We start from the raw sequence: 23,748 nt of genomic DNA on the forward strand, positions 1-23,748 counted from the left end.
CGGGCTTTACGCACTCGCTTTTTTTACTTAAAAAAGTAAAAAAGAGCTCAAACAGATGCTTCAATCCCTAACGCAAAGCAGAAAAATTAAACAATTAAACAATATTTAATAATGGTAAATAAAGAATATTTTAAAGGAATCAACAAAATACAATTTGAAGGAAAAGAGTCAGACAATCCAATGGCTTATAAATACTATAATCCAGACCAAGTAGTTGCAGGAAAAACAATGCGTGAGCATTTTAGATTTGCAATTGCATACTGGCATACATTCTGTGGACAAGGTGGTGATCCATTTGGACCAGGAACACAAAGTTTTGCATGGGATAAAGCTTCAGATCCAATTCAAGCAGCAAAAGATAAAGCAGACGCAGCATTCGAATTCATTACTAAAATGGGGTTTGATTATTTCTGTTTTCATGATTATGATTTAGTTCAAGAAGGAGCAACGTTTGCAGAATCTGAAAAAAGATTAGATACAATTACAGATTACATTAAAGGAAAACAAGCAGAAACAGGTGTAAAGTTATTATGGGGAACAGCAAACTGTTTTTCAAATCCACGTTACATGAATGGAGCTTCTACAAATCCTGATTTTAATGTAGTTGCAAGAGCTGGAGGTCAAGTAAAATTGGCTTTAGACGCAACAATTAAATTAGGTGGTGAGAATTATGTTTTTTGGGGAGGAAGAGAAGGTTACATGTCTTTATTAAACACAGATATGGGACGTGAATTAGACCATATGGCGCAGTTTTTAACCATGGCAAAAGATTATGCAAGAGAACAAGGTTTTAAAGGTACTTTCTTTATAGAACCAAAACCTATGGAACCAATGAAGCATCAATACGATTTTGATTCTGCTACAGCCATTGGGTTCTTAAAAGAATATGGTTTAGACAAAGATTTTAAAATGAATATTGAGGTAAATCATGCAACTTTAGCTCAGCATACAATGCAACATGAGTTAGCAGTTGCTGCCAAAGCAGGAATGTTAGGAAGTATAGATGCAAATAGAGGAGATTATCAAAATGGATGGGATACAGATCAATTTCCAAACAACATACAAGAAACTACAGAAGCTATGTTGGTCTTTTTAGAAGCTGGTGGTTTACAAGGTGGTGGTGTTAATTTTGATGCAAAAATCAGAAGAAATTCTACAGATTTAGAAGATGTTTTCTTAGCACATATTGGTGGAGCAGATACGTTTGCAAGAGCCTTAATTACTGCTGATAAAATTATGACTTCTTCTGCTTACAATTCTTTAAGAGAAAAAAGATACAGTTCTTTTGACTCTGGAAATGGTGCCGCTTTTGAAGCCGGTAAATTAGAATTAAAAGACTTGTATAAAATTGCCCAAGAAAATGGAGAACTTCCATTAACTAGTGGTAAACAAGAACTTTTTGAGAACATTATCAATCAATACATCTAAAATTTAAACTATGAGTTCATCAAATAATTCTAAATACTTATTAAAATTAACTTTAGTAGCTACTTTAGGAGGCTTATTATTTGGTTATGACACAGGAGTAATTTCTGGAACAGTAGGTTCTTTAGATATTTTTTTTGTAATGCCAAAAGGCTTGTCAGAAACAGCTGCTAGTGCATTTAAAGGTTTTTTAGTTTCTAGTGCATTAATAGGTTGTATTATTGGTGGTGTTTTTGGAGGTTTAGTAAGTAAAAAATTAGGTAGAAAAAAAGGATTAATTCTTGCTGCAATTCTTTTCTTAATTTCAGCATTAGGCTCTGCAATGCCAGAAATGTTTATTGGTACTTTAGGAGAATTAGATCATACATATTCAACAATATTTATTGTGTATAGAATTATTGGAGGTATTGGTGTTGGTTTAGCATCTATGCTATCTCCTTTATATATTGCAGAAATTGCACCTGCTAACAGTAGAGGTAAATTAGTTTCTTTTAATCAATTAGCTATTGTAGGTGGATTTATGGTGGTTTATTTTGTAAACTATTTTATTTCTAGAAGTGGTGGTTCTGATGCTTGGTTAAATGAGATAGGTTGGAGGTGGATGTTTGCTTCAGAAGTAATTCCTGCAGGGTTATTCTTAGGATTATTATTCTTTGTGCCAGATACACCTCGTTCTTTAATGTTAAAAAACAAACCAGAGGAAGCTTTAGATGTTTTAATTAAAGTTAATGGAGAACAAGAAGGTAAAAGAGTGCTATCTGAAATAGAAAACTCTGTTACAGAAACTTCTGGAAAACTATTATCTTATGGTTGGGCTGTAATTATTATAGGTGCTCTTCTTTCTGTTTTTCAACAATTTGTAGGAATTAATGTAGTATTATATTATGCTCCAGAAATTTTTAAGTCTATCGATCCAGATACTGATGGAGCCTTATTACTTACCATAATTGTTGGAATAGTAAACTTCTTATTTACAATTATCGCTGTAAAAACTGTAGATAAAAAAGGTAGAAAACCATTAATGTTAATTGGTGCTTTAGGTATGGCAGTGGCTATGTTAGCTCTAGGATTTGTATTTTTCTCTGGCGCAACGGGTTATTTAGCGCTTGGATGTATGATGTTATATGTTGCTAGTTTTGCCCTTAGTTGGGGACCAGTTACTTGGGTGCTTTTATCAGAAATATTTCCAAATAAAATTAGAGGAAAAGCAATGGCAATTGCAGTTGCAGCGCAATGGGTCTCTAATTATTTAGTTTCACTTACATTTCCTATGATGAATGATAATACTGCACTTACAGAGCAATTTAATCACGGTTTTGCATATTGGGTATATGGTGTTATGTCTTTAATAGCCATGTGGTTTGTTTGGAAATATATCCCAGAAACTAAAGGAAAAACGTTAGAAGAAATGGAAGGTCTTTGGAAGAAATAATTCAAAGACTACAGTTTTTTTCTTAGGTTCCATTAAACTAAATACACTTGGAATATAATCTAAGTTTTCTTTATAATTCATTAAATATTCTTCTTCTATTTTTGAAAAATCGGATGTAAAATCTACGACTACATTGTCTAAATCGATATAAATTGTTTTCATATGTTTTTTCCTAGACTGTAAAGATAGATTTCAAGTACGTTAATTTATGTCGTAGCTGAAATAATGTATAGAAAAAATCATTCTCTAAATTAGTTCCTAAAGTTAAGTTGCATAATGAGCAATTATAGGTGTACATTCATTTACTTTCAACTGTATAATGCCAGTATGTATAATAGTTGCCTTCTAAAATATAAGTCATGGTAATAAATAGAATTACGCTTTTGAATTCTTATTGGAGTCATAAAAAAAAAGAGCTAAAAATACTTCTAAAAGCCTTAGACATAAACCTAAAATTATGTCTAATTTAAGTAAAAAAGATTTTTTAAAAAATCACAGTTCTTTTCCGGAATTCCATAAAAAAGTTTTAAAGCAATCTGGCTTAGAATGGAAACAATTAATTGAACATCCTCAGGATTATTATGCTGCAAATTCAGGTTCAGTGCCAGGATTTATTTTTTATAATGATACGGTGGCCTTCGCAAAAAAGCACCACCTGGTTATTCTACAAATACTGGATGAATTCGAATCTGAATGTGGGAAATTAGAAAATAAATCTAGTCCACAAGATAAGACAAGTTACTATAACTGGCTTGCTTGGTTCGCTTATGAGTCAATGTTTAGCGAGATAATTGCTTTTGTTGAAAGTTAAAAAAGAAAATAGAAAGAAGTAATTCTTTCTATTTTTTATCCTTTTATCTATAGGGGTGGTAAACCTGGTAATCGTGGTAAACCTCAACATTGGTAGGGGTTTAGAGAGGTGATCTGATTGGTAAACTACTGGTAAAGGTGGTAAGGTGCATAAAAAAACCACCTATTCAATCTGATTAATTAAATTTGTTGTGTTTTTGAATTTTAAATTTGATCTAAATAATTTTTTCCCATTAAAAATCAAGTTCTAAAATCTTATAGATTTTAAGATAGAAAAGGCTAAATAATCATATATTATTTGGGACATAACAACTTGTGCCCTGCTATAATTTTATAAAATTAATAATAAAAACCCCCGCCAGGCTTTGACAGGGGTTATTATGGTTCACTTTTCTGTTTAAAAAAAATATATATTTTACTTACAAGCTTGGTTTTTTCTATATATAAGATATTCAACACCCTGCAAGGCTCCTACTCCTAATAGTGTTAAAGCTGCAGATTTTGCTATTTCAGATCTTTTACATTGTATTGAGCCTAGACGAATAATTTGATCAAGAATATCTTCTAACTTATCTTTTTCAGATTTATCTTGTTTAGCAATTAAGGTTTTGCTTTTTAAATCTTTATTTTTTTTCATTGTTTAATATTTATGCCTGAAAAGCTACATAGCTTTTTCGATGGCAGTTGCTGAAAGAATTACTTCTTTCTCTCTTCGTTTTCTATTTTTTGAGAAGAGGTTTTGTTTATTATTTTAGATTGTTGTTCTAAAGCAGTTTTCTTTCCATCAGCCAACCCTAAGAGATAATCATTCTCTAAAACTCCGTCTTTAATAAAATTTAAAACATCTTTGTTCGATTCTTCCTGCATTATGGAATATCCATGGTTAAAACCTAAAGTATATTTGTTTTTATTCATTTTAAATTAAATTTTTATTACTTTTTTCGTTTAGGTATGCTGCTATTGATTCTATATCATAAAGTATGATTTTTGCGTTTACATTGCTGTATATAATTTTATTTTCATCTCTTAATTTTTGTAGTGTAGTCTTACTTTTAATCCCTAAAAGTTTCATTGCTTCTTCCTTCCCAATCCACTTGTTTATTATCTGCCCCTTCAAAATACTTGTCATTTCAGACAGTTGAGTGAAGATTCTTTCTAATTCTTCAATCACTATTTTAGTTTGTTTCACCTTAGTTCTTGTTTTTGAAAATTAGTATTTATGTAGACTAAAAATATCATTCTATCTTTTTCAGAAAGATGGTTATGTGTTTTTACTGAATCTCTAAATTTCCAAAAATGCACGTAATTAAATAATGCATCAGGACATTCACTTCTATAATCAAATTTTGAGGAATCTACTCCTTTATATTTAGGGTAGAACATCCAAATAAAATCGTTTAAAGTCCCAATTTCATTAAAGTGTTCAAAATTACTCCTTACAACAGGTGTTAAGCTTTCATATGTTATTTTCATTTTTTTATTAAAAATTAATTACCTTTTCCAAGGCCTCATCTTCTGCTTTATGCATAAAGTTTTTCTGGTAATTCATTGTGGTAGCAATATTGCTGTGCCTATACAATTTTTGCAAGATTTCAACAGAGATCTTATCTCCGGAAAGGTTTCCAAACGAATGCCTGGAAATATGCATCGTAATCTTTTTATCGATTTTTAGATGACTTGCAATGTGACTGAGGTATTTATTAAATTTTTTGGTTGCAGTTTTCGTTTTAGTTAATACATCTTTTGGACTCTCCAAAATTGCTTTTTTTAATTCAGGAAAAATAAAATCCTCCTGACCTTCTTTGTTATTTTCATATTTCTTTAAAATTATCTTTGTTTTTTCTTTTAGAGGAATTGATAAGCGCTTAGAATTCTTATTCATCTGATAATAAAGCCTATCATCTATAATATCAGACCACTTAACTTTTAAAACATCACCAACTCTCATTCCAGCAGAGTAAAAACTAAAAAGCCAGACATTTCTTGCGTGGTTTTCTTGTAAACTTAAATCTGAAGCATTTTCTATTTTCTGTATTTCCGTAATATTTAAACCTATCTTTTGTGTTTCTGGAAACTTAATTTTAATTTTATCTTTCCCAAACGGATAGAACTTTTGATCAATAACACCTTCTTTGATTGCTCTATTAAAAAGAGTTCTAATCACAATTAGATTATTGGCTATTGATCTCTCAGAATTTTTTCTTTTTACCCTTAAGTGAATTATAAATCTTCTTAAAAAATCTTCGTTTATTTCGTTAAAAAAAAGTGTCTCTGTTTTAGCAAAATTGATAACGTGGTTAACTCTGGGTTTATCAGAATTTAACCTAGAAAGTTTACCATTAACTTGAAGCTCATCTAGAAACCTTTTGCCTAAAGAATTAAATGTTTCAGAACCTTGAGGTTTAACAATGCTTCTTTTTATATGCTTTGTTGAAAAATCCTTATTTTTTGCCTGTAATTCTAAAACTGTTTCACTAGCTTCAGCTAGTTTTTTAATAAGTAGGTTATTAAGTCTAGTGGAGTTTGGATGCGATTTCTTAACCTTTTTATTTCTAACATCCCAATTTTTTTCCTCTAAATAATATCCTGTATAGACAAATGTTGTCTTTCTATTTTTAGTAATACGAATAGCTAAAGGGAACTCTCCTTTTTTGTTTGATTTTTTCCTTAAAACTATTTTTATACTTGATGACATAGGATTGTAATTGATGATTATTTTTATTTACATTTAACTTTTATATTTAGTTCATTAAATTGAGTTGCAAATTTATACATAAATAAAGTATAAATACAAAAATAAAGTATTAAATTTGAAATATGTCAAATCAAAAAGATATTAGCGAAAGGTTTAAGCTTGTTTATAAGGAGCTTACGTTAAACGGAGATATTAAATCAAAAAGAGATTTAGCTACTAATGTGGGGTATTCTCCACAAGGTGTAGCAGAAATATTTAGCGGAAGAGCAAAATTCAACCTTAAATTCCTAGAAAGATTTTGTAATACCTATGATGTTAGTTTAGATTTTTTAGTCTTTGGATTTGAAAAGCAGCGAAAATATCCTTTGTTTATAAAATCATCGAACAATCAAAAAAAGGAAGAGAATGTGTATAATGAAGATTCCGAAAGAAACTTAATTCCATTATTTGAACTCGCTTCTATTCCTGGGTATGAAAATGATATGTATAAATATGTACCCAATAAACCAATTTACTATATGGATATTCCTGATTTTTCTGGTTGTAAAGCCTTCAGAGCACATTCAAGTAGTATGGAAAAGTTGATTAAAAAGGATGATATTCTTTTTGCAACTAAAGAGGAAAACTGGAAAAATAATATTGAATATGGTCAAGTTTATATGATTTTTGCAGGTTATGGTCGATATTTTTTAAAATATATTAGAAAAGCTAAAAATGATAAGAAATGTTTTCTATTGCAGTCAGAAAACCCAAAATTTGATGATTTTGACCTTCCTAAGGAACAAATAACATCTATCTGGCTTATCCATGGATGGCAAAATAAAATGGTAGAAGTAAATAAGTTATAACATTAATTTTATTGGTACAACATAGGTACAACAAATGATGGTTTATAATGATTTAACATAAATTACTATAATATTAAAAAAAACTCAAAATGCTGATTTTATTTAATTTACGATTCATTACGCCATATATCAATACATTCTTCGCTGGATTCAAAATCCAGTTCTTTCGGGAGTGTGGGTTCGATTCCCACCTTGAGTACAAATAGAAAACCTCAACTTTTACAAGTTGAGGTTTTTTTGATTACCACAAGACATTAACAATAAAATTGTTAATGAGCATATTAATGCTTTTAAATTATTGAATTGTTTCATATTTACACAGAGAATTCCTAAATGTTAACTAACTTTTTTTTGATAAAAAACTTTTCTACAAAGCTAATTATAAAGGCATATTATTCTATTCACAAAATTTACCCTTAACACATTTGTAAAATTTATGTAGCAACAAAAAAATAAAACATTAAAATTAACGCATAAAAAAAACCCTCAAAAAGAGGGGTTTTAAATATTAGTAATTATAATTTTCAACACTAAATAAAAGGATAATACTAATAGTTCAATTTATTTTCCACTAAAAAACTTAGGCTTAATTATGATCATTGCCCAAGCCCAATTTTGTGTGCTATCTGCTCCAGTAACAGAACTTGGCTCAAAGAATTGAGAATATCCAGCTACTAATTTATAACCTTTAAATCCTTTTGCTAAAACTAAATCTAGTTCACTCCCTAAACCTTCTTTTGTTAAAGATTGTTCTTTAAAACTATGGAACTTAACATTTAAACCATACCCTTTAGGTAGTTTAAAACCAGCTCCAATATTTAAATCAACCAAACCACCAGCATTTCCATGGTTTCCAACATAAAAACGGTCCATTAAACCATTAAATTTATGGTTTGTACCATGCAATGGGAAAAAAGCTGCAGAATCATCTGTTTTACCAGAAATAGATTCAAAACCTGCTAATAAAGTTACTTTTTCTGATGCTTTATAAGTAGCATCTAAGCTAAATAAACTAGCACCTTCTACAGCTACATCAGACAATCCATCTCCGCTAATTCTATCACCACTTTGTCCATATAAGTTTGCTGATAATCCAAAATCTCCTAGTGGTAATTTAGCGTGTATACCATAAGTGTATAAGGATGCTTTATTACTATCACCATTTTGATAAATAGTATTTAAAAGTAGTCCACTTAAATTAAGTTTACCAAAACTTTTATTAGCATGTATAAAAGCTAATTCTCTATAAGAGAATAATGTTGAAGTATCATAAATATTATCACCATATGTATTTAAAGAGTAACCAGCATCTAATTTAAAACCACTTTTAGAAGTATGTTTTAAAACACCTATATCATGAGTTCTTGCTTGTTGTGCCCAACCTAAACCACCTAAAATTCTTTGGTCGTCATAAGAAAGTGGCTGACGCCCTATCTTAAAATTCCAATTATCTGCCAACTTCAAATCCGCCCAAGCCTCTTGAACTCTAAAGTTTCCGTTACCAGCAGTAGAAATTTGTGGTCTATCTCCAAAAAGAAATACTTCTTGAAAACCTAAATAAACGGTATAGCCTTCTGTTTTATACTTTGCATTTATTGCTGCCCTTACACTTGTTTGCAACCAAGAATCAGAGCCATCTGCTGCTGTTGATGATTGTCCATTTCCAAATAATTCTGTACGTGGTCTAAACTCTCCATCTAAGGTAAATTGTGCGTTTACATACTGAAAACTCGCTAACAATAGTGCTAAAATTATGTATTGTTTTTTCATTTTTATTCTATTTTAATTTTTAATTTAATTTTTGGTTGGCTGCGCAATATAAAAAGACAAAAACATCTTAAGTATGATAAATCTCATGTTTATGACGCTCTAAATAAAGCTTTTTCTACTATTTATTTTTCTCTTTTAATGTTCTAAAAAATCTATTAAATGCTTTCTATAAGTATAATAATCATCATGTTCTAAAACTGATTTTCGTGTTCTTGGTCTTTCAAAATTGATATCTAAAATATCTCCAATTTTTGCTTTCGGACCACTTGTCATCATTACAACTCTGTCTGCTAAAAAGATAGCTTCATCAACATCGTGCGTAATCATAACTGCTGTAATTTTTTCTTTATTCCAGATTTCGATTAAGATGTCTTGTAATTCTCCTCTTGTTAAAGAATCTAACATTCCAAAAGGCTCATCTAATAAAAGTACTTTTGGTTTAATAGCAAATGCTCTTGCAATACCAACTCTCTGTTGCATTCCTTGAGATAACTCACTTGCTTTTTTATGAAAAGCGTCTTCTAAACCTACTTTTTGCAAGTAATATTTCGCAACATCTTCTCTTTCCTTTTTTGTTGCATCAGGAAAAACTTGATTTACGCCTAACATAACATTCTGTAAAGAAGTCATCCAAGGCATTAAACTTGGCGATTGAAAAATAACACCCCTATCTGGCCCAGGACCTTTTATATGTTTGCTCAATACAGAAATACTTCCTCCAGAAATAGGATTCAAACCTGCAATCATAGAAAGCATTGTTGTTTTACCACAACCAGAATGCCCAATAATAGTTACAAATTCTTCTTTTTTTATCTGAAGATTTAAATCTTCCAAAACTACATAATCACCCTTTCGTGTTGGATATACTTTTTTTAAATCTTTTAAATCTAACATTACATCGCTCGAAGGAAAAATTCCATCTCTTGCTTCTTTTTTTGTTATTTTACTTTTTGTTGTAGTGCTCATTAGTTTCCAAATTTAAACTGGTTCACAAAATCCTTAGGAACTAAATCTGGAAGTATTATTTCCTGTTTAGCTTCAGATTTACGCTCATTTCCAATATCCATTAAATACTCAATAATCTCATTTCTGGTTTTCTTAAAATTAGGATTATCATTCATTTCTGTTTTATCTCTCGGACGTTCTAAATCAATTTTAAACTCTGGCCCTAAAGTTGCATTTGGTCCAGGTCTTAAAGGAATAATTCTATCTGCCATATAAATTCCTTCATCCACATCATTAGTAATTAACAACGCTGTTCTTTTGTCTTTTCCCCAAATATTTAAAATTTCGTCTTGTAAATTTCCACGAGTTAAGGCATCTAAAGCACCTAAAGGTTCGTCCATAATTATCATTTCTGGTTTCATTGCCAAAGCTCTTGCAACGGCAACTCTTTGACGCATTCCACCAGATAATTCATTTGGTCTTTTATTAATTGCTGGAGTTAAACTCACCATTTCTACATAGTTTGCAACTATTTCATTTAACTCTTGCTTATTTTTCTTCGGAAAAGCTTCTTTAACTGCCATAAATACGTTCTGACCAACCGTTAACCAAGGCAACAATGAGTAATTTTGAAAGATAACTCCACGCTCATGGCTTGTACCAATCACAGGTTCTCCTTTAAACAAAACGGCTCCACTTGTTGGTGTGATTAATCCATTAATTAAATTTACTAAAGTTGTTTTTCCACTTCCTGTAAAACCTACAATAGCGACAAATTCTCCTTCTTCTATTTTCAAATTGATGTTAGACAACACTTCTGTTTCTCCATCGCCTTGATCGTAGCTTTTGTAAATATTATTTAGTTCTAAATATGCCATTTCTTTATTATTTTGGGCGTTTCCTAAAAAGGTCGGGCTTTACGCTATATCTTTTTTATTTGTTCTCGATACATTTTGTTCATTCTTCACAAAACACTCGAACTGACATAAAAAAGGATGCCGCTTCAATCCCTAACGCAGTTATGAACTCCTAATTAAATTGCATCAGTTTTATCGAAAGAAACCCAATTCTGAATTGTTAACATCAATCTATCTAATAAGAATCCAATGATACCAATTACAAACATGGCAACAATTATTTTTGCGTTAGAATCGTTTGCTCCGTTTTGGAATTCTTCCCAAACAAACAACCCTAAACCAGGACTCTGTGCCAAAAGTTCAATCGCAATTAAAACCATCCAAGCAACTGATAATGTGATTTTTAATCCCGTAAAAATTAAAGGCAAAGAAGATGGTAATACCACTTTAAATATCTTTTGAAAAGTTCCTAATTTTAAAACTTTTGCAACATTTATATAATCTTTATCTACAGAAGAAACTCCCATTGCTGTGTTTACCAAAGTTGCCCACATAGAACAAAAACCGACACTTATAAATGAAATGGTAAATGAACTATCTTCATTAGAATCAATCAATAATGTTTTTACAATCATAAAAACTAATAAATACCAAACTACTGGTGATACTGGTTTAAAAATTTGAATAAACCAATTGAATGCACTTTTTAAAGTAGGACTCAATCCTATAAAAATACCTAAAGGAACTGCAATTAATAATGCCAATAAAAAACCAGCAAATACCGTTTGTAAGCTTCTAAATATTTGGTCTACAAAAGAGGGTCTTCCTGTATACGTAATTGCATCTTTCCCTTCAGCAATTCTTTTAGCATTTAAAGTCGCAGTTTTTTCTGCAAAAGCAGCTTTATCTGCACTAATAATATTATGATCTCTTAATAAAGACTGAAAAGATTCCCAAACCTGACTTGGTGAAGGCAATGTATTTGGTTGACAACTAGATTCACCAGAAGCAATACAAGCTGTTAAAGCATCTGCAGCTGCTTGACCTTGATCAGTAAGCGCCTTTTCAATTTTAAATTCTGCTTCAATATTGTATAAAGATTTTGCTCCTAAATGCCACAAACCAATAAATAATAAAATGGAAGCAAGTGGAACTATTGTCTTACGTAAAAAGTTTTTAAAATCTTCTTTTTCTAGTTTTCCGGTAAACAGATCTTTTAATGTTGTAAAAAAACCTAATCCTATAAAATTAGAAACCTTTCCTAGTGTTAAACTTGCTTTCATAATATTATTTTCTGGGGTATTGTTATTTTTTATCTTTATTTCCTATTTTAAAACTATTGATATAACCTAAAGGATCTTTAGCATCATAAGTTGTTCCGTCAATAAAATCTGCTGTTGCTGGTTTATAACCATCTGTTGCAGGAATATCTGTAGCAGGAATGTTTCCTTCTTCAACTAAAAGAGCTGCTGCTTTTTTCCAGATATCTGGTCTGTAAATATCTTTAATTGTATTCGCATACCAAGCTGCTGGTTTTGCATCAGGAATTTGTCCCCATCTTCTCATTTGCGTTAAGAACCAGATTCCATCAGAATAGAAAGGATATGTTGCATTGTATTTATAGAATACGTTAAAATCTTCCATTTGTCTTTTATCACCTTTTTCAAACTCAAAAGTACCTGTCATTGAATTTGCTAATACCTCTACAGGAGCACCAACATATTGAGACATAGATAAAATTTGTACTGCTTCTTTTCTGTTTTCTGGTTTGTCTAACCATTTACCAGCTTTAATTAATGCTTTTGTAACTGCAACTGCTGTATTTGGATTATCTTCAATAAACTTCTCAGTCATTACAAATACTTTCTCTGGGTTGTTTTTCCAGATATCGTAATTTGTTACTACAGGAACTCCAATTCCTTTAAATACTGCTTGCTGATTCCAAGGTTCACCAACACAATATCCAAAAATAGTACCTGCTTCTAAAGTTGCTGGCATTTGTGGCGGAGGAGTTACAGATAATAAAACCTCAGCATCAATTTGTCCTTGTACGTTTTCTTTCGTGTACATTCCTGGGTGAATTCCTGCTGCAGCTAACCAATATCTAATTTCATAGTTATGTGTAGATACAGGAAATACCATTCCCATTTTAAAAGCTTTTCCAGAATTTTTATATTCTGTAATTACTGGTTTTAGAGCGTCTGCTTTAATTGGGTGAACAGGTTTACCATCTTTATCTGTGGGTACATTTGGCTTCATTTTAGACCAAACATCGTTAGAAACTGTAATTCCATTTCCGTTTAAATCCATAGAAAAAGGAGTTACTAATTTTGCTTGACGCCCAAAACCTGCACCTGCAGCAATTGGTTGACCTGCTAACATATGAGATCCATCTAATTGACCATCTATAACTCTATCTAAAACGTTTTTCCAGTTAGATTGAGCTTCTACGGAAACAAATAATCCTTCGTCTTCAAAGAATCCTTTTTCTTTAGCAATAGCTAAAGGAGCCATGTCTGTTAATTTGATAAACCCAAAAGTTAATTGAGGCTTCTCAATTTCTAATGTTTTTGTAGTTGATGTTTTTGCTTCTACAGTTGTTGTAGTTTTTTTAGTTTCTTTACCTCCACATGCAAACAATAACATTGCTGCTGGTAAAATGTAAGTCGATTTTTTAAATAGAGATTTCATTTGTATGGGTTTTAACAATCTACGTATTAATACTTATTTTTTGACAAATATATACCTAGACTACTTTTCATTTCATGATATTACACACAATAAAACCTCTTTTTTAAACACATAAAAAACTGCCAAAAAACATGTTTACATCATAAAAAACTACAAAACAACACTTTAACAAACTAAGTAAGCTATATAATTACTTATTTTTAGAAGAATTTTTTACGTAAAAAAACCTTTCAAGTTATAAAAACAAGAAAGGTTTTAGATTCAAAATCAAAAAACTAAATTTATTTATGTGTCTAGATAATAATTGTGTTCACTAATTTCATTCTTTAAAACTTGAATATCTGGAATACCAATTTTTTTTCCTTTTGCAGAAATTAACTCTTCTTTTTTAAGCATAGAAAACACTCTAATTACTTGTTCTTCTGTAGTTCCTGCATAATCTGCATATTCTTTTCTACTTAATGGTAGATTTAAAAAACCATTTAAATCTCCAAATTTTCTACTGATATATAATAAAGTGTCAATTACACGTTCTCTAACCGTCATTTGAGAAATAGACTTTACTTTAGATTCGCTTCTATTTAATTCATTTGCATAAAACAGCATCATATCATAACCAAACTTAGGGTTTTCTAGCAAAGCTTCTTGTAAATCTTTTTTAGAAATATAACACAAAACAGTGTCTTTTAAAGCGATTGCACCAATAGAATAATACTCTTCTGTACCAAAACCTCTATGGCCAATGATCTCTCCTTCTTTTGCAAAACGTACAATTTGTTCTCGTCCGTTAATACCTGTTCTAAAAACTTTTACGGTTCCTTTTAAGATAAAAAACAAACCATTTACAGGAGCTCCTTCAATTATAAATTGCTGTCCTTTTTTACATTTTAAAGTTTTTTTATTTTCTACAAAAGCTGAATTGGTAATATTGTTTAAATTTTTTTTAATCAAACAATCTTCATTCATACAAGATGCACAAGAAAAATCAGTAATTACTTTTCTTGAGTTTTTTAATAATATGTTAGTAGTGTTAGGCAATTTAAATACAATTATTTTTAACAAAACTACGTAATAATACTTATTATTAAAAACTTATACTTATTTTTAGAAGTATCACAAAAAAAGGTTTCTATGATTTAACAATCAAAGAAATAACAATTTTAAATTATTGAAATCACAAAACTATAAGTCTTTTTAAAATCAATACGCTGGTAAAATACATTGAGTGCTAATGTTTTTTAACATTGGTTTTATACCTAACTCTAAAGTTTGTTGCATCTCTTTAGAATTGTCTTTATGACATTGTAAACAAGCTCCAACAAGTAGTAGTTTTTGTTGCTCTTCAACAGAAAATGGTCTAAAATCTGATCTTGTAGAATTTATCGTATTCTTATCAACCTCTTTCAAAAAAGGAATCCATGCATCTTCTGGTAAATTATCATTAGGGTTTAAGGCGTATTCTGGTGTAAAAATCCATTTCCCTTTGTTCTTTTTTATTTCATAATCTAATTTCCCTTTTCCATATCCTAAAGTTGCAGCATTAGAATGACAAGATTTACAATCACGAACTTCTTTTGTGGTTGTATGAGGTGAATTAGGCGCATATAACCTGTGAAACAAGATATTTTCTTCTGTAGTTTTATCAGAATAACTACCTAAATCAATCGTCATAATCATACCTGGAATTGCTGGTTCAACAGTTTTTCCTTCTTCATTCTCACGAACTCCCATTGCAGGTATTGATGATGAAAATTCTGCAACATATTCTTTCCATTGACCTTTTGTATACTTTTTGTCTAACAAATCGAAAGCATTGGGTTCATCTTTATCAAATTCATTATGGCAACCAATACAACGTGGCGTCCAAGAAGAATGACAAGTTGCACAACTTACATTTTTATGAGCATTATCTCTAGAACAGACATCTCCCTGAGGTTTTAATGCGTGTAATTTTCCATCTTTTTTACCAATTAAAAAAGCATCTCCTAAACTATCTACATATGTATTTACTAAAGGATGACCATCTTTTTTTACAGCAATAATTGGCTTATCTTGATGTTTATATTCTCTGTGATAAAAAACAAGCATGCTTTCTGTGTCTAAAGAATCATATGGAATTGTATTTGGTTTTTCTTTAAAATGACAATCTATACATTGGACCTTTACGGCTTGTTCTTCATGTGCATATTTTTTTCCATCACCCATAACTTCATGTGAAGAATGACAATCTATACACAACATTCCTTTTGTGTGATGTACATCTTCTTCAATATATTTATAAACTCGTTTGTCATCTAAAACTTGATAATCCGATTTATTTTTTACTTCACCTTCTTCTAACAAAGTTTCTTGCAAACCCAAATAATTTGTAGAAATTCTACTAGAACGGCTATGACAACCAAAACAATGCATATCATTTACAAAAATATCTGTTGATGGATGAAATACTGGAATCTCTTTTTTGTTTGAAGCTAAATAATTCTCAAGATCATGTTTTGCATCATCAGAATAATTTAAGTGACAAGCATTACAACCTCCACCTCTACTCATTTGATTTATGGCTCCAAAAGATTTTTTTTCTGCGCCTAAATGGCAATTCGCACACAAATCTCTTAAATGTTTATCTGATGCTGAGTTTTTTAAATCCTTAATATGATAATGAGTATTTAAACTATCTGCTTCGCCAAAAACAAATTTATCTACAGCCACAAGACCACTATTTGTTGTCATTAAAGAATTTTCTACTTTATGTAATTCACTTGCATGACATTTACCACAAGTTTGTTTTGCATCCGATAAGTTTCCAGGAATTAAAACCATGTCTTTATGAGCCTCTTCTTTAACAGATGAAGTTGTATTTCCTAAATGACAACTTGCACAACCTATATATTCTGGATTGTGATATTGAGAGTATCCTTTTGTATTTTGATGACACAAAAAACAAGATTCTGAAGTTGCAAGTTCTGCTCCTTCATATACATTTTCCTTAACAATTTTGTAATCTTCTTCAACTTCGAATAACTTATTGTTTTTAACAAGAAGTAGTGCAGAAAATAACAAAAAAGCGATTATAAAAAGTGACTTAACCTTCTTCCTTTTATCCATTATTCAAATCTACAATAATTTAAAACGACTTTAACTCAAAATATCTAACACACCAATATAAATAATCGTTATGTAACAAATGTTACACACAAATCACTGTATTACTGACATTTATCATAATTTCAATTCTTTTATGCATATATATTTACATTTTGTAAAACAGTAATATATGACAACATCAAGAAGAAAATTTATTAAAATTTCTGGATTAGGTTTAGGTGGCGTATTTGCCTCAACATCAGCATTAAATCTTTTTGGTAATAACTCACCATTAACAGAAAAAACTGTTCAAAAAATCACAAAAAACCTTAAAAAAACTGCTACTTATTGCGAAGTTTGCTTTTGGAAATGTGCTGCTTGGGCTCATTCTGATGAACAAGGAAATATTCAAAAAATTATTGGAAATGAAACTGACCCACATTGTTATGGTAGACTTTGTCCTAGAGGAACAGGTGGTGTAGGAATGTATTCTGATGAAGACCGTTTAAAAACACCTTTAATTAGAACTACTATTGATGGAGAAGAAACTTTTAGAGAAGCAAGTTGGGATGAAGCTTTAGATTTAATTGCTTCAAAGTTCAAAGATATTAAAGAAAAACATGGAGCAGAATCTTTTGCTTTATTAAAACATGGTTCTCCTGGTAAACATTTAGAACACTTATTTAAAGCTTATGGATCTGATACTATTGCAGAACCAGCTTATGCACAATGTAGAGGTGCTCGTGAAGCAGGTTTTAACGCAACTTTTGGTTCTTGGGTTGGTTCTCCAGAACCAACAGATATTAGAGACACTAAATGTTTGGTATTAATTGGTTCTCACATTGGTGAGAATATGCATAACTCGCAAGTACAAGAAATGTCTGATGCTATCGATAATAATGCTACAATAATTACTGTTGATCCAAGATTATCTACTGCAGCAAGTAAATCTCAATACTGGTTGGCAATTAAACCAGCTACAGATATTGCTCTAATGCTAGCTTGGATGCATGTGATTATTAAAGAAGATTTATATGATAAAAATTATGTAAAAAGATATACAACAGGTTTTGATGAATTAAAAGAGCATGTCCAAAATTTCACTCCAGAATGGGCGTATGGAATTACAACAATTAAACCAGAAGAAATTATAAAAACGGCAAGAGAAATGGCTCATGCTGCACCTGCTGTTATTATTCATCCTGGACGTCATGTAAGCTGGTATGGGGATGATACACAACGTGCAAGAGCAATGGCTATTTTAAATGGTCTTTTAGGTTCTTGGGGAAGACGTGGTGGATTCTACTTTAAAGAAAAAATTAGTGTTCCTAAATATCCTCATCCAAAATATCCTCATCCAAAATGGGATTGGACAGATGTTGGGGAAAAATTTCCACTTGCTCAAATGGGAATTACTACAGAAGTAATAAAATGTGCAATTCCTAGTAAGGATAATAAATATCCAGTAAAAGCGATGATGGTTGCTGGTACTAACATTACAAAATCAATTCCGGATAAAAAATTATTAGAAGAAGCAATAGATGAACTTGAGTTTATGGTTGTTTTAGACACTATGCCAATGGATGTTACTGGTTATGCAGATGTTGTTTTACCAGAATGTACGTATTTAGAGCGTTACGATGGTATTCGTTCTGCAACAAACAGAACGCCATCCATTGCTGTTAGAATACCTGCTGTAAAACCAAAATACGATTCTAAACCAGGTTGGTGGGTTGCCAAACAAATTGGTGAGCGTATTGGTCTAGGTGATTTCTTTAAATATGATGATTATAAAGAAGTTATTGAATGGCAATTAGAAAAAATGGGAACTTCTTTAGAAGAAATGGAAAAGATTGGAGTAAAACATTATCCGCGTAAATCTGGACCCATGTATTTAGTAGAAGGAGAACATCATGAGTTTCCTACTGATAGTGGAAAAATTGAATTGTATTCTAAAGAATTAAAAAACCTTGGTTTTGATGCAATGCCACTTTATACAAAGCATCCTGAACCACCTCAAGGATTTTATAGATTAAATTATGGTAGATCTCCTATGCATACTTTTAGTAGAACTGCAAACAACCCTAATTTAAATGCTTTAAAAAGTGAAAACAATCTTTGGGTTAATCCTAAAGTTGCAAGAATAATTGGTTTAAAAACTGGGCAATCTGTTTGGTTAAGAAATCAAGATAAAATTACCTCAACATTTTCTATTAAAGTAAGGGTTACAGAACGTATTAGATGGGATTCTGTATATATGGTTCATGGTTTTGGCCATGACAATAAAAAGTTGAGTAGAGCTTTTGGTAAAGGTATTAATGATACACAAATGGTTACCAAAACAATGGTAGACCCAATAATGGGTGGAACTGGAATGCGTGGAAATTTTGTTGAAATTATAACAGAAGACCCACATAAAACTGAAGTGATATGAGATACGCAATGGTAATAGACACATTAAAATGTGTTGGTTGTAGCGACTGTGTAGTTGCTTGTCAAACCGAAAATGATGTGCCAATTGGATATTGTAGAGATTGGATTACAGAAACTGTAGATGGCACATATCCTAACATAATGTTAGAATTAAAATCTGAAAGATGTAATCACTGTGCAAATGCACCATGTGTTAGATGTTGCCCAACTGGAGCAAGTCATATTGTTGAAGGTGGTATTGTTTTAGTAACCGCAGAAGAATGTATTGGTTGTGGTGCTTGTATAGAATCTTGTCCTTACGACGCTCGTTATCAACATCCAGATGGATATGTAGATAAATGTACTTTTTGTCATCATAGATTACAAAAAGGACAACTTCCTGCATGTGTTTCTGTATGTCCAACAAAGTGTATGTATTTTGGAGATTTAGACAACCCAAACAGTGAAGTGTCACTATTATTAAAAAATAGAAAACACAAAACATTAGCTCCAGAAGCTGGTACAGACCCACATGTATTTTACTTAACCTAAATGAATATGATACAAGAAGAACTATTCACAAGTGGAAGAAATATTCCAAATATTGATCCCTCATTAGAAATTTGGCATTGGCCAATAGCAGTTTATTTATTTTTAGGTGGACTTGCAGCAGGAATATTATTTTTTGGTGCCTTAATCTATATTTTAGGCAAAGAAGATCAGTATCCAGCAGCTGTAAAAACAGCATCTATCATTCCTCCTATTGCTTTGTCTTTAGGTTTATTAGCTTTGGTTTATGATTTAACACACCCACTTTACACATGGCAATTATATACTACTTTTAGAATTGAATCGCCAATGTCTTGGGGAGCTTGGGTTTTGTTAATTACAACTCCATTATCTTTTATTTGGACTTTCAGTTATTATAGAGAAGTCTATCCTAAACTAGAAGCTAAATTAAAAATGTTCAAACGTTTTAATTTTTTAAATTCATTTGAAAAATTTACAATAAAAAATAGAAAGAACATTGCATATGCTTTAATTCCTTTAGCTTTAATTTTAGGAGTTTATACAGGTATTTTATTATCTGCTTTTAATGCAAGACCACTTTGGAACAATGCCATTCTAGGTCCATTATTTTTAGTTTCTGGACTTTCTACAGGAGCAGCAGCAATTATTTTATTATCAAAAACAAAAGCAGAAAAACATCTATTTGGGAAAATAGATTTAGGTCTAATAATTATAGAATTAGCTTTAATTACTCACATGATTATGGGTTATTATGCAGGTTCTCAAGTACAGCTAGAAGCGATGCAATTATTAGTTAATGGTGATTTTACCTTAATGTTCTTTGGCTTTGTGGTAATACTTGGACTGATAGTACCAGCAATTCTAGAATTGATTGAACTGATAGGCTTTAAAGTACCAGTTGTAGTACCAGCTTTATTAGTTATTTTAGGTGGACTTATTTTTAGATTTGTGATGATAGAAGCAGGACAGTTAACAAGATTTCTTTATTAAAACTAAATAATATGAATACAGAAAAAAGTACAAATAGTCATATTTATTGGAACCCATATTTTGGAGGTTTTTTACTTGGTATCATCATTATTTTTACCTTTTTTCTTACAGGAAGAGGATTAGGAGCAAGTGGTGCAATGAAAAGTAGTGTAGTTACAATTGTAGATAAAGTAGCCCCAACACATGCTGAAAATAACGCGTATTATAGTAAGTTTCTAAAAGAAGATGACACACCAATGAATACTTGGTTGGTTTTTGAAGCATTAGGAATACTAATTGGTGCCTTTATTTCTGGTGGTTTATCAGGTAGAATTAGCTGGAGAGTGCAACATTCTCCTAAAATAACAAGCAGACGTAGATTACTTTTTGCACTTGGGGGAGGTATTTTATTTGGTTTAGGTGCACAAATAGCTAGAGGTTGTACTAGTGGTGCAGCTTTAAGTGGTATGGCAGTATTATCATCTGGAGGATTTATAACCATGTTAGCCATTTTTGGTACTGGATATATTGTTGCTTATTTCTTTAGAAAAAATTGGATTTAATTTATAAAACTTAAAATATGGAACTTTTAATTAATAGTGGTATTATTTCTTCTAATTGGGATAGTATCATTGCCATCTGTATAGGTATTGCTTTTGGATTTGTATTAGAATCTTCTGGGTTTTCATCTTCAAGAAAAATGGCAGGTGTATTCTATGGATACGATTTTGCAGTTTTAAAAGTATTTTTTACAGCTGCTGTAGTTGCCGTTATTGGAATCTATTATTTAGATTATTTAGGTTATGTAAATGTAGGTGAACTATATATTCATCCAACGTATATTTGGGGTGCAATAATTGGTGGTGCAATTATGGGAATTGGTTTTGTGGCAGGAGGTTTTTGTCCTGGAACTAGTTTGTGTGGTGTAGCTATAGGTAAACTAGATGCATGGGTTTATGTGTTAGGTATCTTAATCGGAATTTTTATTTTCTCAGAATTGTATACTTTTATAGAACCAATTTATACCGGTTATTATTTAGGAAATGTTACTTTAATAGACTCTTTTGATTGGAATCCTTATTGGACAATTTTCATTTTTTCTGTCATTGCAATTGTAGCTTTTGTTGTTGCAGACTTTGTTAGAAAAAAAATAAAAAAAGTGTTCTATTAATATAAAACAACAAAATTATGGTTAAAAAAAGAATAGCAAAAATTTTATCTTTTAGATATGTAATGATGGCAGCCATACTTGTTGTGCTTGCTGGTGGCTTGGTTTTATTACCTAAATATGAAAAAAGTGAAGGTATTCCTGCCGAACAATTGCTAAGCAATATAATAAGTCTAGAAAGATATGTGTCTACGGATCAAATTTCAGAAAAAATAATTAGTCAAGATCCTTCATTTATTCTAATTGATGTTCGTAACGAGAAAAGCTATAATACCTATACGCTACCAAATGCTATAAATATTCCTTTAAAAAATTTATTGGATGAAAAATTTGAAGCTTATTTAAATCAAGATCAATTTGATATTCTGTTTTTTTCTGATGATAATTTCTACGCAGATCAAGCTTGGGCTATTTGCAATCGATTAGAATACAAAAACTTACATGTTTTAAAAGGTGGAATAAATAAATGGTTTACTACAATTATTAACCCACAAAAACCACTAGAAAATAGTGCTGCCAAAGAATTTGAATTATATACAACTAGAAAGGCTGCAAGTATGTTTTATGGAGTAGTTTACCCTGATCAAGCAAAAATAAAAAGCGTTGCTAAAAAAACACCTCGAAAAATAATTACCGTAAAAAAGAAAAAGAAAATGCCAACAGAAGGTGGTTGTTAATTTTAAATTGAAGTTATAGTCTAGCAAAACAGCTAAAAAATAATAGATCTAACACATGAAAGAACTAGAAAAAACAAAACGTATATCAATAGCTTCTACGCTTTTTATATTGGTTGTATTAATTGGACTTCTTACTTACAAAAGGCCAAAAAATACCTATGCTTTAAATACAAAAAGCACACTTGAAAACTTATCAAACAATAATTACTTTGCGAGTCTAAATGAAGTTAGTAACAAAGATTATGTATTGGTAGATATTAGAAGTGCTTATGAATTTGAAAAAGGTCATTTAGAAAATGCTATAAACATTCACACTCCAGATTTTTTAAATGAGGATAACTTATCCATTTTTAAAGAAATAAAAGAAACTAATAAAACAGTTATTTTATATGGTAAAAACCCAGAAGAAGTAAACCTTCCTTTTTTGCTTTTATATCAATTAGGATATGATAATATGAAGCTTTTAACGGTTAAATTAGATTACTATCAAAATAAATTAATTACCAAAAATTGTGATGTTGAAATATCAAAAGCAGATGTTGCTGCTTTTATTAACGAATCCGTTAAAAAGCAAGCAGATGCAATGAAAAAAGCAAACATTAAAATAACTACAAAACCAAAAACTACAACTACTCCTAAAAAAGTAATTCCTATTAGAAAGAAAAAGAAAATGCCAACAGAGGGTGGCTGCTAATTTTTAAGAAAAATTTTTTTCATGGTTTAAATCATTTGAATTTTACTTGCTGTAAATCAAATTAAAATGAAAAAAAGAATAGCTTTTTTAAAAGAACAATTACACTTGCATTTCGATGCTGTTTTTGAAAAACCGCTAATTAATGAAATAGCAAAAAACGGAATCTATGCCACTTATGAGAAAAAAGATATTTTAATAGATATTGGTGTAGAAACAACTCATATTCCATTAATTATAAATGGCCTTGTTAAAATCTCAAGAGACGACAGTCATGACCATGAAATACTACTTTACTATTTAGAAGAAGGTGATACTTGTGCCATTTCTTTTATAAATTGTATTCATAGAAGTAAAAGCATGTTTAGAGCTACTGCAGAAGAAAAAATAGAGTGCATTATGTTACCTGTTAATATAATTGAAGAGTGGATGGTTAAATATAAAACTTGGCGTGTTTTTATTATTGATAGTTACCATAACAGACTTGAAGAAATGCTGAGTGTTATAAAAGAATTAGCCTTTTTTAAACTTGAAAGTCGTCTGTACAAATATCTTGCTAATCAGGTTAAGTTTAAACACAGTAATGATTTGTTAATTACCCATCAAGAAATTGCTAACGATTTTAACACCTCTAGAGTTGTCATCTCTCGTATTTTAAAAACACTTGAACAAAATGGAAAAATTAAACTTGATAGACGCAAAATACATGTCGAAATTTCATGAAATTTATAGGCGTAAATTCT

25 protein-coding genes are annotated in these 23,748 nt (G+C 30.7%); 12 read left to right on the forward strand and 13 right to left on the reverse strand.

The window, feature by feature from the left end; translation table 11 throughout:
- Positions 1-111 precede the first annotated feature (111 nt).
- Both xylA and xylE read left to right on the forward strand, forming a co-directional pair.
- Positions 112-1,428 (forward strand): xylose isomerase, encoded by a 1,317-nt coding sequence (gene xylA, locus PHEL85_RS10515; protein WP_036824795.1) that lies wholly within the window; start codon positions 112-114, stop codon positions 1,426-1,428.
- Between the two features lie 10 nt (positions 1,429-1,438).
- On the forward strand, positions 1,439-2,857 hold the full coding sequence (xylE, locus tag PHEL85_RS10520) for a D-xylose transporter XylE (protein ID WP_036824798.1): 1,419 nt from the start codon (positions 1,439-1,441) through the stop codon (positions 2,855-2,857).
- Here xylE and PHEL85_RS17770 read toward each other — a convergent pair.
- Positions 2,825-3,019 carry a hypothetical protein gene (locus PHEL85_RS17770; RefSeq protein WP_156109189.1) on the reverse strand — a complete coding sequence of 65 codons (195 nt, stop codon included), beginning with the start codon at positions 3,017-3,019 and terminating at the stop codon, positions 2,825-2,827. The genes xylE and PHEL85_RS17770 overlap by 33 nt on opposite strands.
- A gap of 295 nt (positions 3,020-3,314) precedes the next feature.
- Here PHEL85_RS17770 and PHEL85_RS10525 point away from each other — a divergent pair, with 295 nt between their 5' ends.
- Positions 3,315-3,668 carry a hypothetical protein gene (locus PHEL85_RS10525; RefSeq protein WP_036824800.1) on the forward strand — a complete coding sequence of 118 codons (354 nt, stop codon included), beginning with the start codon at positions 3,315-3,317 and terminating at the stop codon, positions 3,666-3,668.
- A 414-nt stretch (positions 3,669-4,082) separates the two neighbouring features.
- Here PHEL85_RS10525 and PHEL85_RS10530 read toward each other — a convergent pair whose 3' ends face one another.
- The 5 genes from PHEL85_RS10530 to PHEL85_RS10550 are packed head-to-tail and all read right to left on the reverse strand — an operon-like array spanning position 4,083 to position 6,362.
- Entirely contained in the window at positions 4,083-4,304 is a 222-nt protein-coding gene (locus PHEL85_RS10530) for a hypothetical protein (RefSeq protein WP_036824803.1), read from the reverse strand.
- Positions 4,305-4,363: 59 nt separating this feature from the next.
- Positions 4,364-4,582 carry a hypothetical protein gene (locus tag PHEL85_RS10535; RefSeq protein ID WP_036824806.1) on the reverse strand — a complete coding sequence of 73 codons (219 nt, stop codon included), beginning with the start codon at positions 4,580-4,582 and terminating at the stop codon, positions 4,364-4,366.
- 1 nt (position 4,583) lies between these two features.
- Positions 4,584-4,856, reverse strand: a complete 273-nt coding sequence (locus PHEL85_RS10540) for a helix-turn-helix domain-containing protein (protein ID WP_036824809.1) — start codon at positions 4,854-4,856, stop codon at positions 4,584-4,586.
- Complete coding sequence (locus PHEL85_RS10545; protein WP_036824813.1) at positions 4,853-5,140, reverse strand: hypothetical protein; 288 nt, start codon at positions 5,138-5,140, stop codon at positions 4,853-4,855. The genes PHEL85_RS10540 and PHEL85_RS10545 overlap by 4 nt, the downstream gene beginning before the upstream one ends.
- 7 nt (positions 5,141-5,147) lie before the next feature.
- A complete protein-coding gene (locus tag PHEL85_RS10550; RefSeq protein ID WP_036824815.1) occupies positions 5,148-6,362 on the reverse strand; it encodes a site-specific integrase in 1,215 nt (404 codons plus the stop codon).
- Between the two features lie 122 nt (positions 6,363-6,484).
- Between PHEL85_RS10550 and PHEL85_RS10555 the strand changes: the two genes are divergently transcribed.
- Complete coding sequence (locus tag PHEL85_RS10555) at positions 6,485-7,210, forward strand: S24 family peptidase (protein ID WP_036824819.1); 726 nt, start codon at positions 6,485-6,487, stop codon at positions 7,208-7,210.
- A gap of 561 nt (positions 7,211-7,771) precedes the next feature.
- Here the strand turns inward: PHEL85_RS10555 and PHEL85_RS10560 are convergent.
- From PHEL85_RS10560 to PHEL85_RS10590, 7 genes are all read right to left on the reverse strand, one after another.
- Entirely contained in the window at positions 7,772-8,980 is a 1,209-nt protein-coding gene (locus PHEL85_RS10560) for a hypothetical protein (RefSeq protein WP_036824823.1), read from the reverse strand.
- Between the two features lie 135 nt (positions 8,981-9,115).
- Positions 9,116-9,946, reverse strand: coding sequence for an ABC transporter ATP-binding protein (locus tag PHEL85_RS10565; RefSeq protein WP_036824828.1), 831 nt, complete (start codon positions 9,944-9,946; stop codon positions 9,116-9,118).
- The gene (locus tag PHEL85_RS10570) at positions 9,946-10,803 is read right to left on the reverse strand and encodes an ABC transporter ATP-binding protein (RefSeq protein WP_036824830.1); all 858 of its coding nucleotides are present in this window, start codon (positions 10,801-10,803) and stop codon (positions 9,946-9,948) included. Before PHEL85_RS10570 ends, PHEL85_RS10565 begins: the two co-directional genes overlap by 1 nt.
- A gap of 155 nt (positions 10,804-10,958) precedes the next feature.
- Positions 10,959-12,065 carry an ABC transporter permease gene (locus PHEL85_RS10575; RefSeq protein WP_036824836.1) on the reverse strand — a complete coding sequence of 369 codons (1,107 nt, stop codon included), beginning with the start codon at positions 12,063-12,065 and terminating at the stop codon, positions 10,959-10,961.
- 22 nt (positions 12,066-12,087) lie between these two features.
- Entirely contained in the window at positions 12,088-13,473 is a 1,386-nt protein-coding gene (locus tag PHEL85_RS10580; RefSeq protein ID WP_036826239.1) for a CmpA/NrtA family ABC transporter substrate-binding protein, read from the reverse strand.
- A 285-nt stretch (positions 13,474-13,758) separates the two neighbouring features.
- On the reverse strand, positions 13,759-14,511 hold the full coding sequence (locus PHEL85_RS10585; RefSeq protein WP_235318264.1) for a Crp/Fnr family transcriptional regulator: 753 nt from the start codon (positions 14,509-14,511) through the stop codon (positions 13,759-13,761).
- Between the two features lie 162 nt (positions 14,512-14,673).
- Positions 14,674-16,578, reverse strand: coding sequence for a hypothetical protein (locus PHEL85_RS10590; RefSeq protein ID WP_036824840.1), 1,905 nt, complete (start codon positions 16,576-16,578; stop codon positions 14,674-14,676).
- A 169-nt stretch (positions 16,579-16,747) separates the two neighbouring features.
- On the opposite strand from PHEL85_RS10590, the gene PHEL85_RS10595 reads away from it, so the two are divergent.
- The 8 genes from PHEL85_RS10595 (at position 16,748) to PHEL85_RS10630 (ending at position 23,728) form a co-directional block, all read left to right on the forward strand.
- Positions 16,748-18,991, forward strand: a complete 2,244-nt coding sequence (locus PHEL85_RS10595) for a molybdopterin-dependent oxidoreductase (protein ID WP_036824844.1) — start codon at positions 16,748-16,750, stop codon at positions 18,989-18,991.
- A complete protein-coding gene (locus PHEL85_RS10600) occupies positions 18,988-19,521 on the forward strand; it encodes a 4Fe-4S dicluster domain-containing protein (RefSeq protein ID WP_036824846.1) in 534 nt (177 codons plus the stop codon). Before PHEL85_RS10595 ends, PHEL85_RS10600 begins: the two co-directional genes overlap by 4 nt.
- Positions 19,522-19,527: 6 nt before the next feature.
- Positions 19,528-20,490: an NrfD/PsrC family molybdoenzyme membrane anchor subunit gene (gene nrfD, locus PHEL85_RS10605; protein WP_235318265.1), complete on the forward strand. Its 963-nt coding sequence runs from the start codon at positions 19,528-19,530 to the stop codon at positions 20,488-20,490.
- An 11-nt stretch (positions 20,491-20,501) separates the two neighbouring features.
- The gene (locus PHEL85_RS10610) at positions 20,502-21,032 is read left to right on the forward strand and encodes a YeeE/YedE thiosulfate transporter family protein (RefSeq protein ID WP_036824848.1); all 531 of its coding nucleotides are present in this window, start codon (positions 20,502-20,504) and stop codon (positions 21,030-21,032) included.
- Between the two features lie 17 nt (positions 21,033-21,049).
- Positions 21,050-21,640 (forward strand): YeeE/YedE thiosulfate transporter family protein, encoded by a 591-nt coding sequence (locus PHEL85_RS10615; RefSeq protein WP_036824850.1) that lies wholly within the window; start codon positions 21,050-21,052, stop codon positions 21,638-21,640.
- A gap of 17 nt (positions 21,641-21,657) precedes the next feature.
- The gene (locus tag PHEL85_RS10620) at positions 21,658-22,314 is read left to right on the forward strand and encodes a rhodanese-like domain-containing protein (RefSeq protein WP_036824852.1); all 657 of its coding nucleotides are present in this window, start codon (positions 21,658-21,660) and stop codon (positions 22,312-22,314) included.
- Between the two features lie 55 nt (positions 22,315-22,369).
- Positions 22,370-23,008: a rhodanese-like domain-containing protein gene (locus tag PHEL85_RS10625; RefSeq protein ID WP_036824856.1), complete on the forward strand. Its 639-nt coding sequence runs from the start codon at positions 22,370-22,372 to the stop codon at positions 23,006-23,008.
- A 66-nt stretch (positions 23,009-23,074) separates the two neighbouring features.
- On the forward strand, positions 23,075-23,728 hold the full coding sequence (locus PHEL85_RS10630) for a Crp/Fnr family transcriptional regulator (RefSeq protein ID WP_036824858.1): 654 nt from the start codon (positions 23,075-23,077) through the stop codon (positions 23,726-23,728).
- Positions 23,729-23,748: the final 20 nt, after the last annotated feature.

The sequence above is a fragment of the Polaribacter sp. Hel1_85 genome (assembly GCF_000766795.1).
In the GTDB taxonomy this organism is placed as follows: Bacteria; Bacteroidota; Bacteroidia; order Flavobacteriales; family Flavobacteriaceae; genus Polaribacter.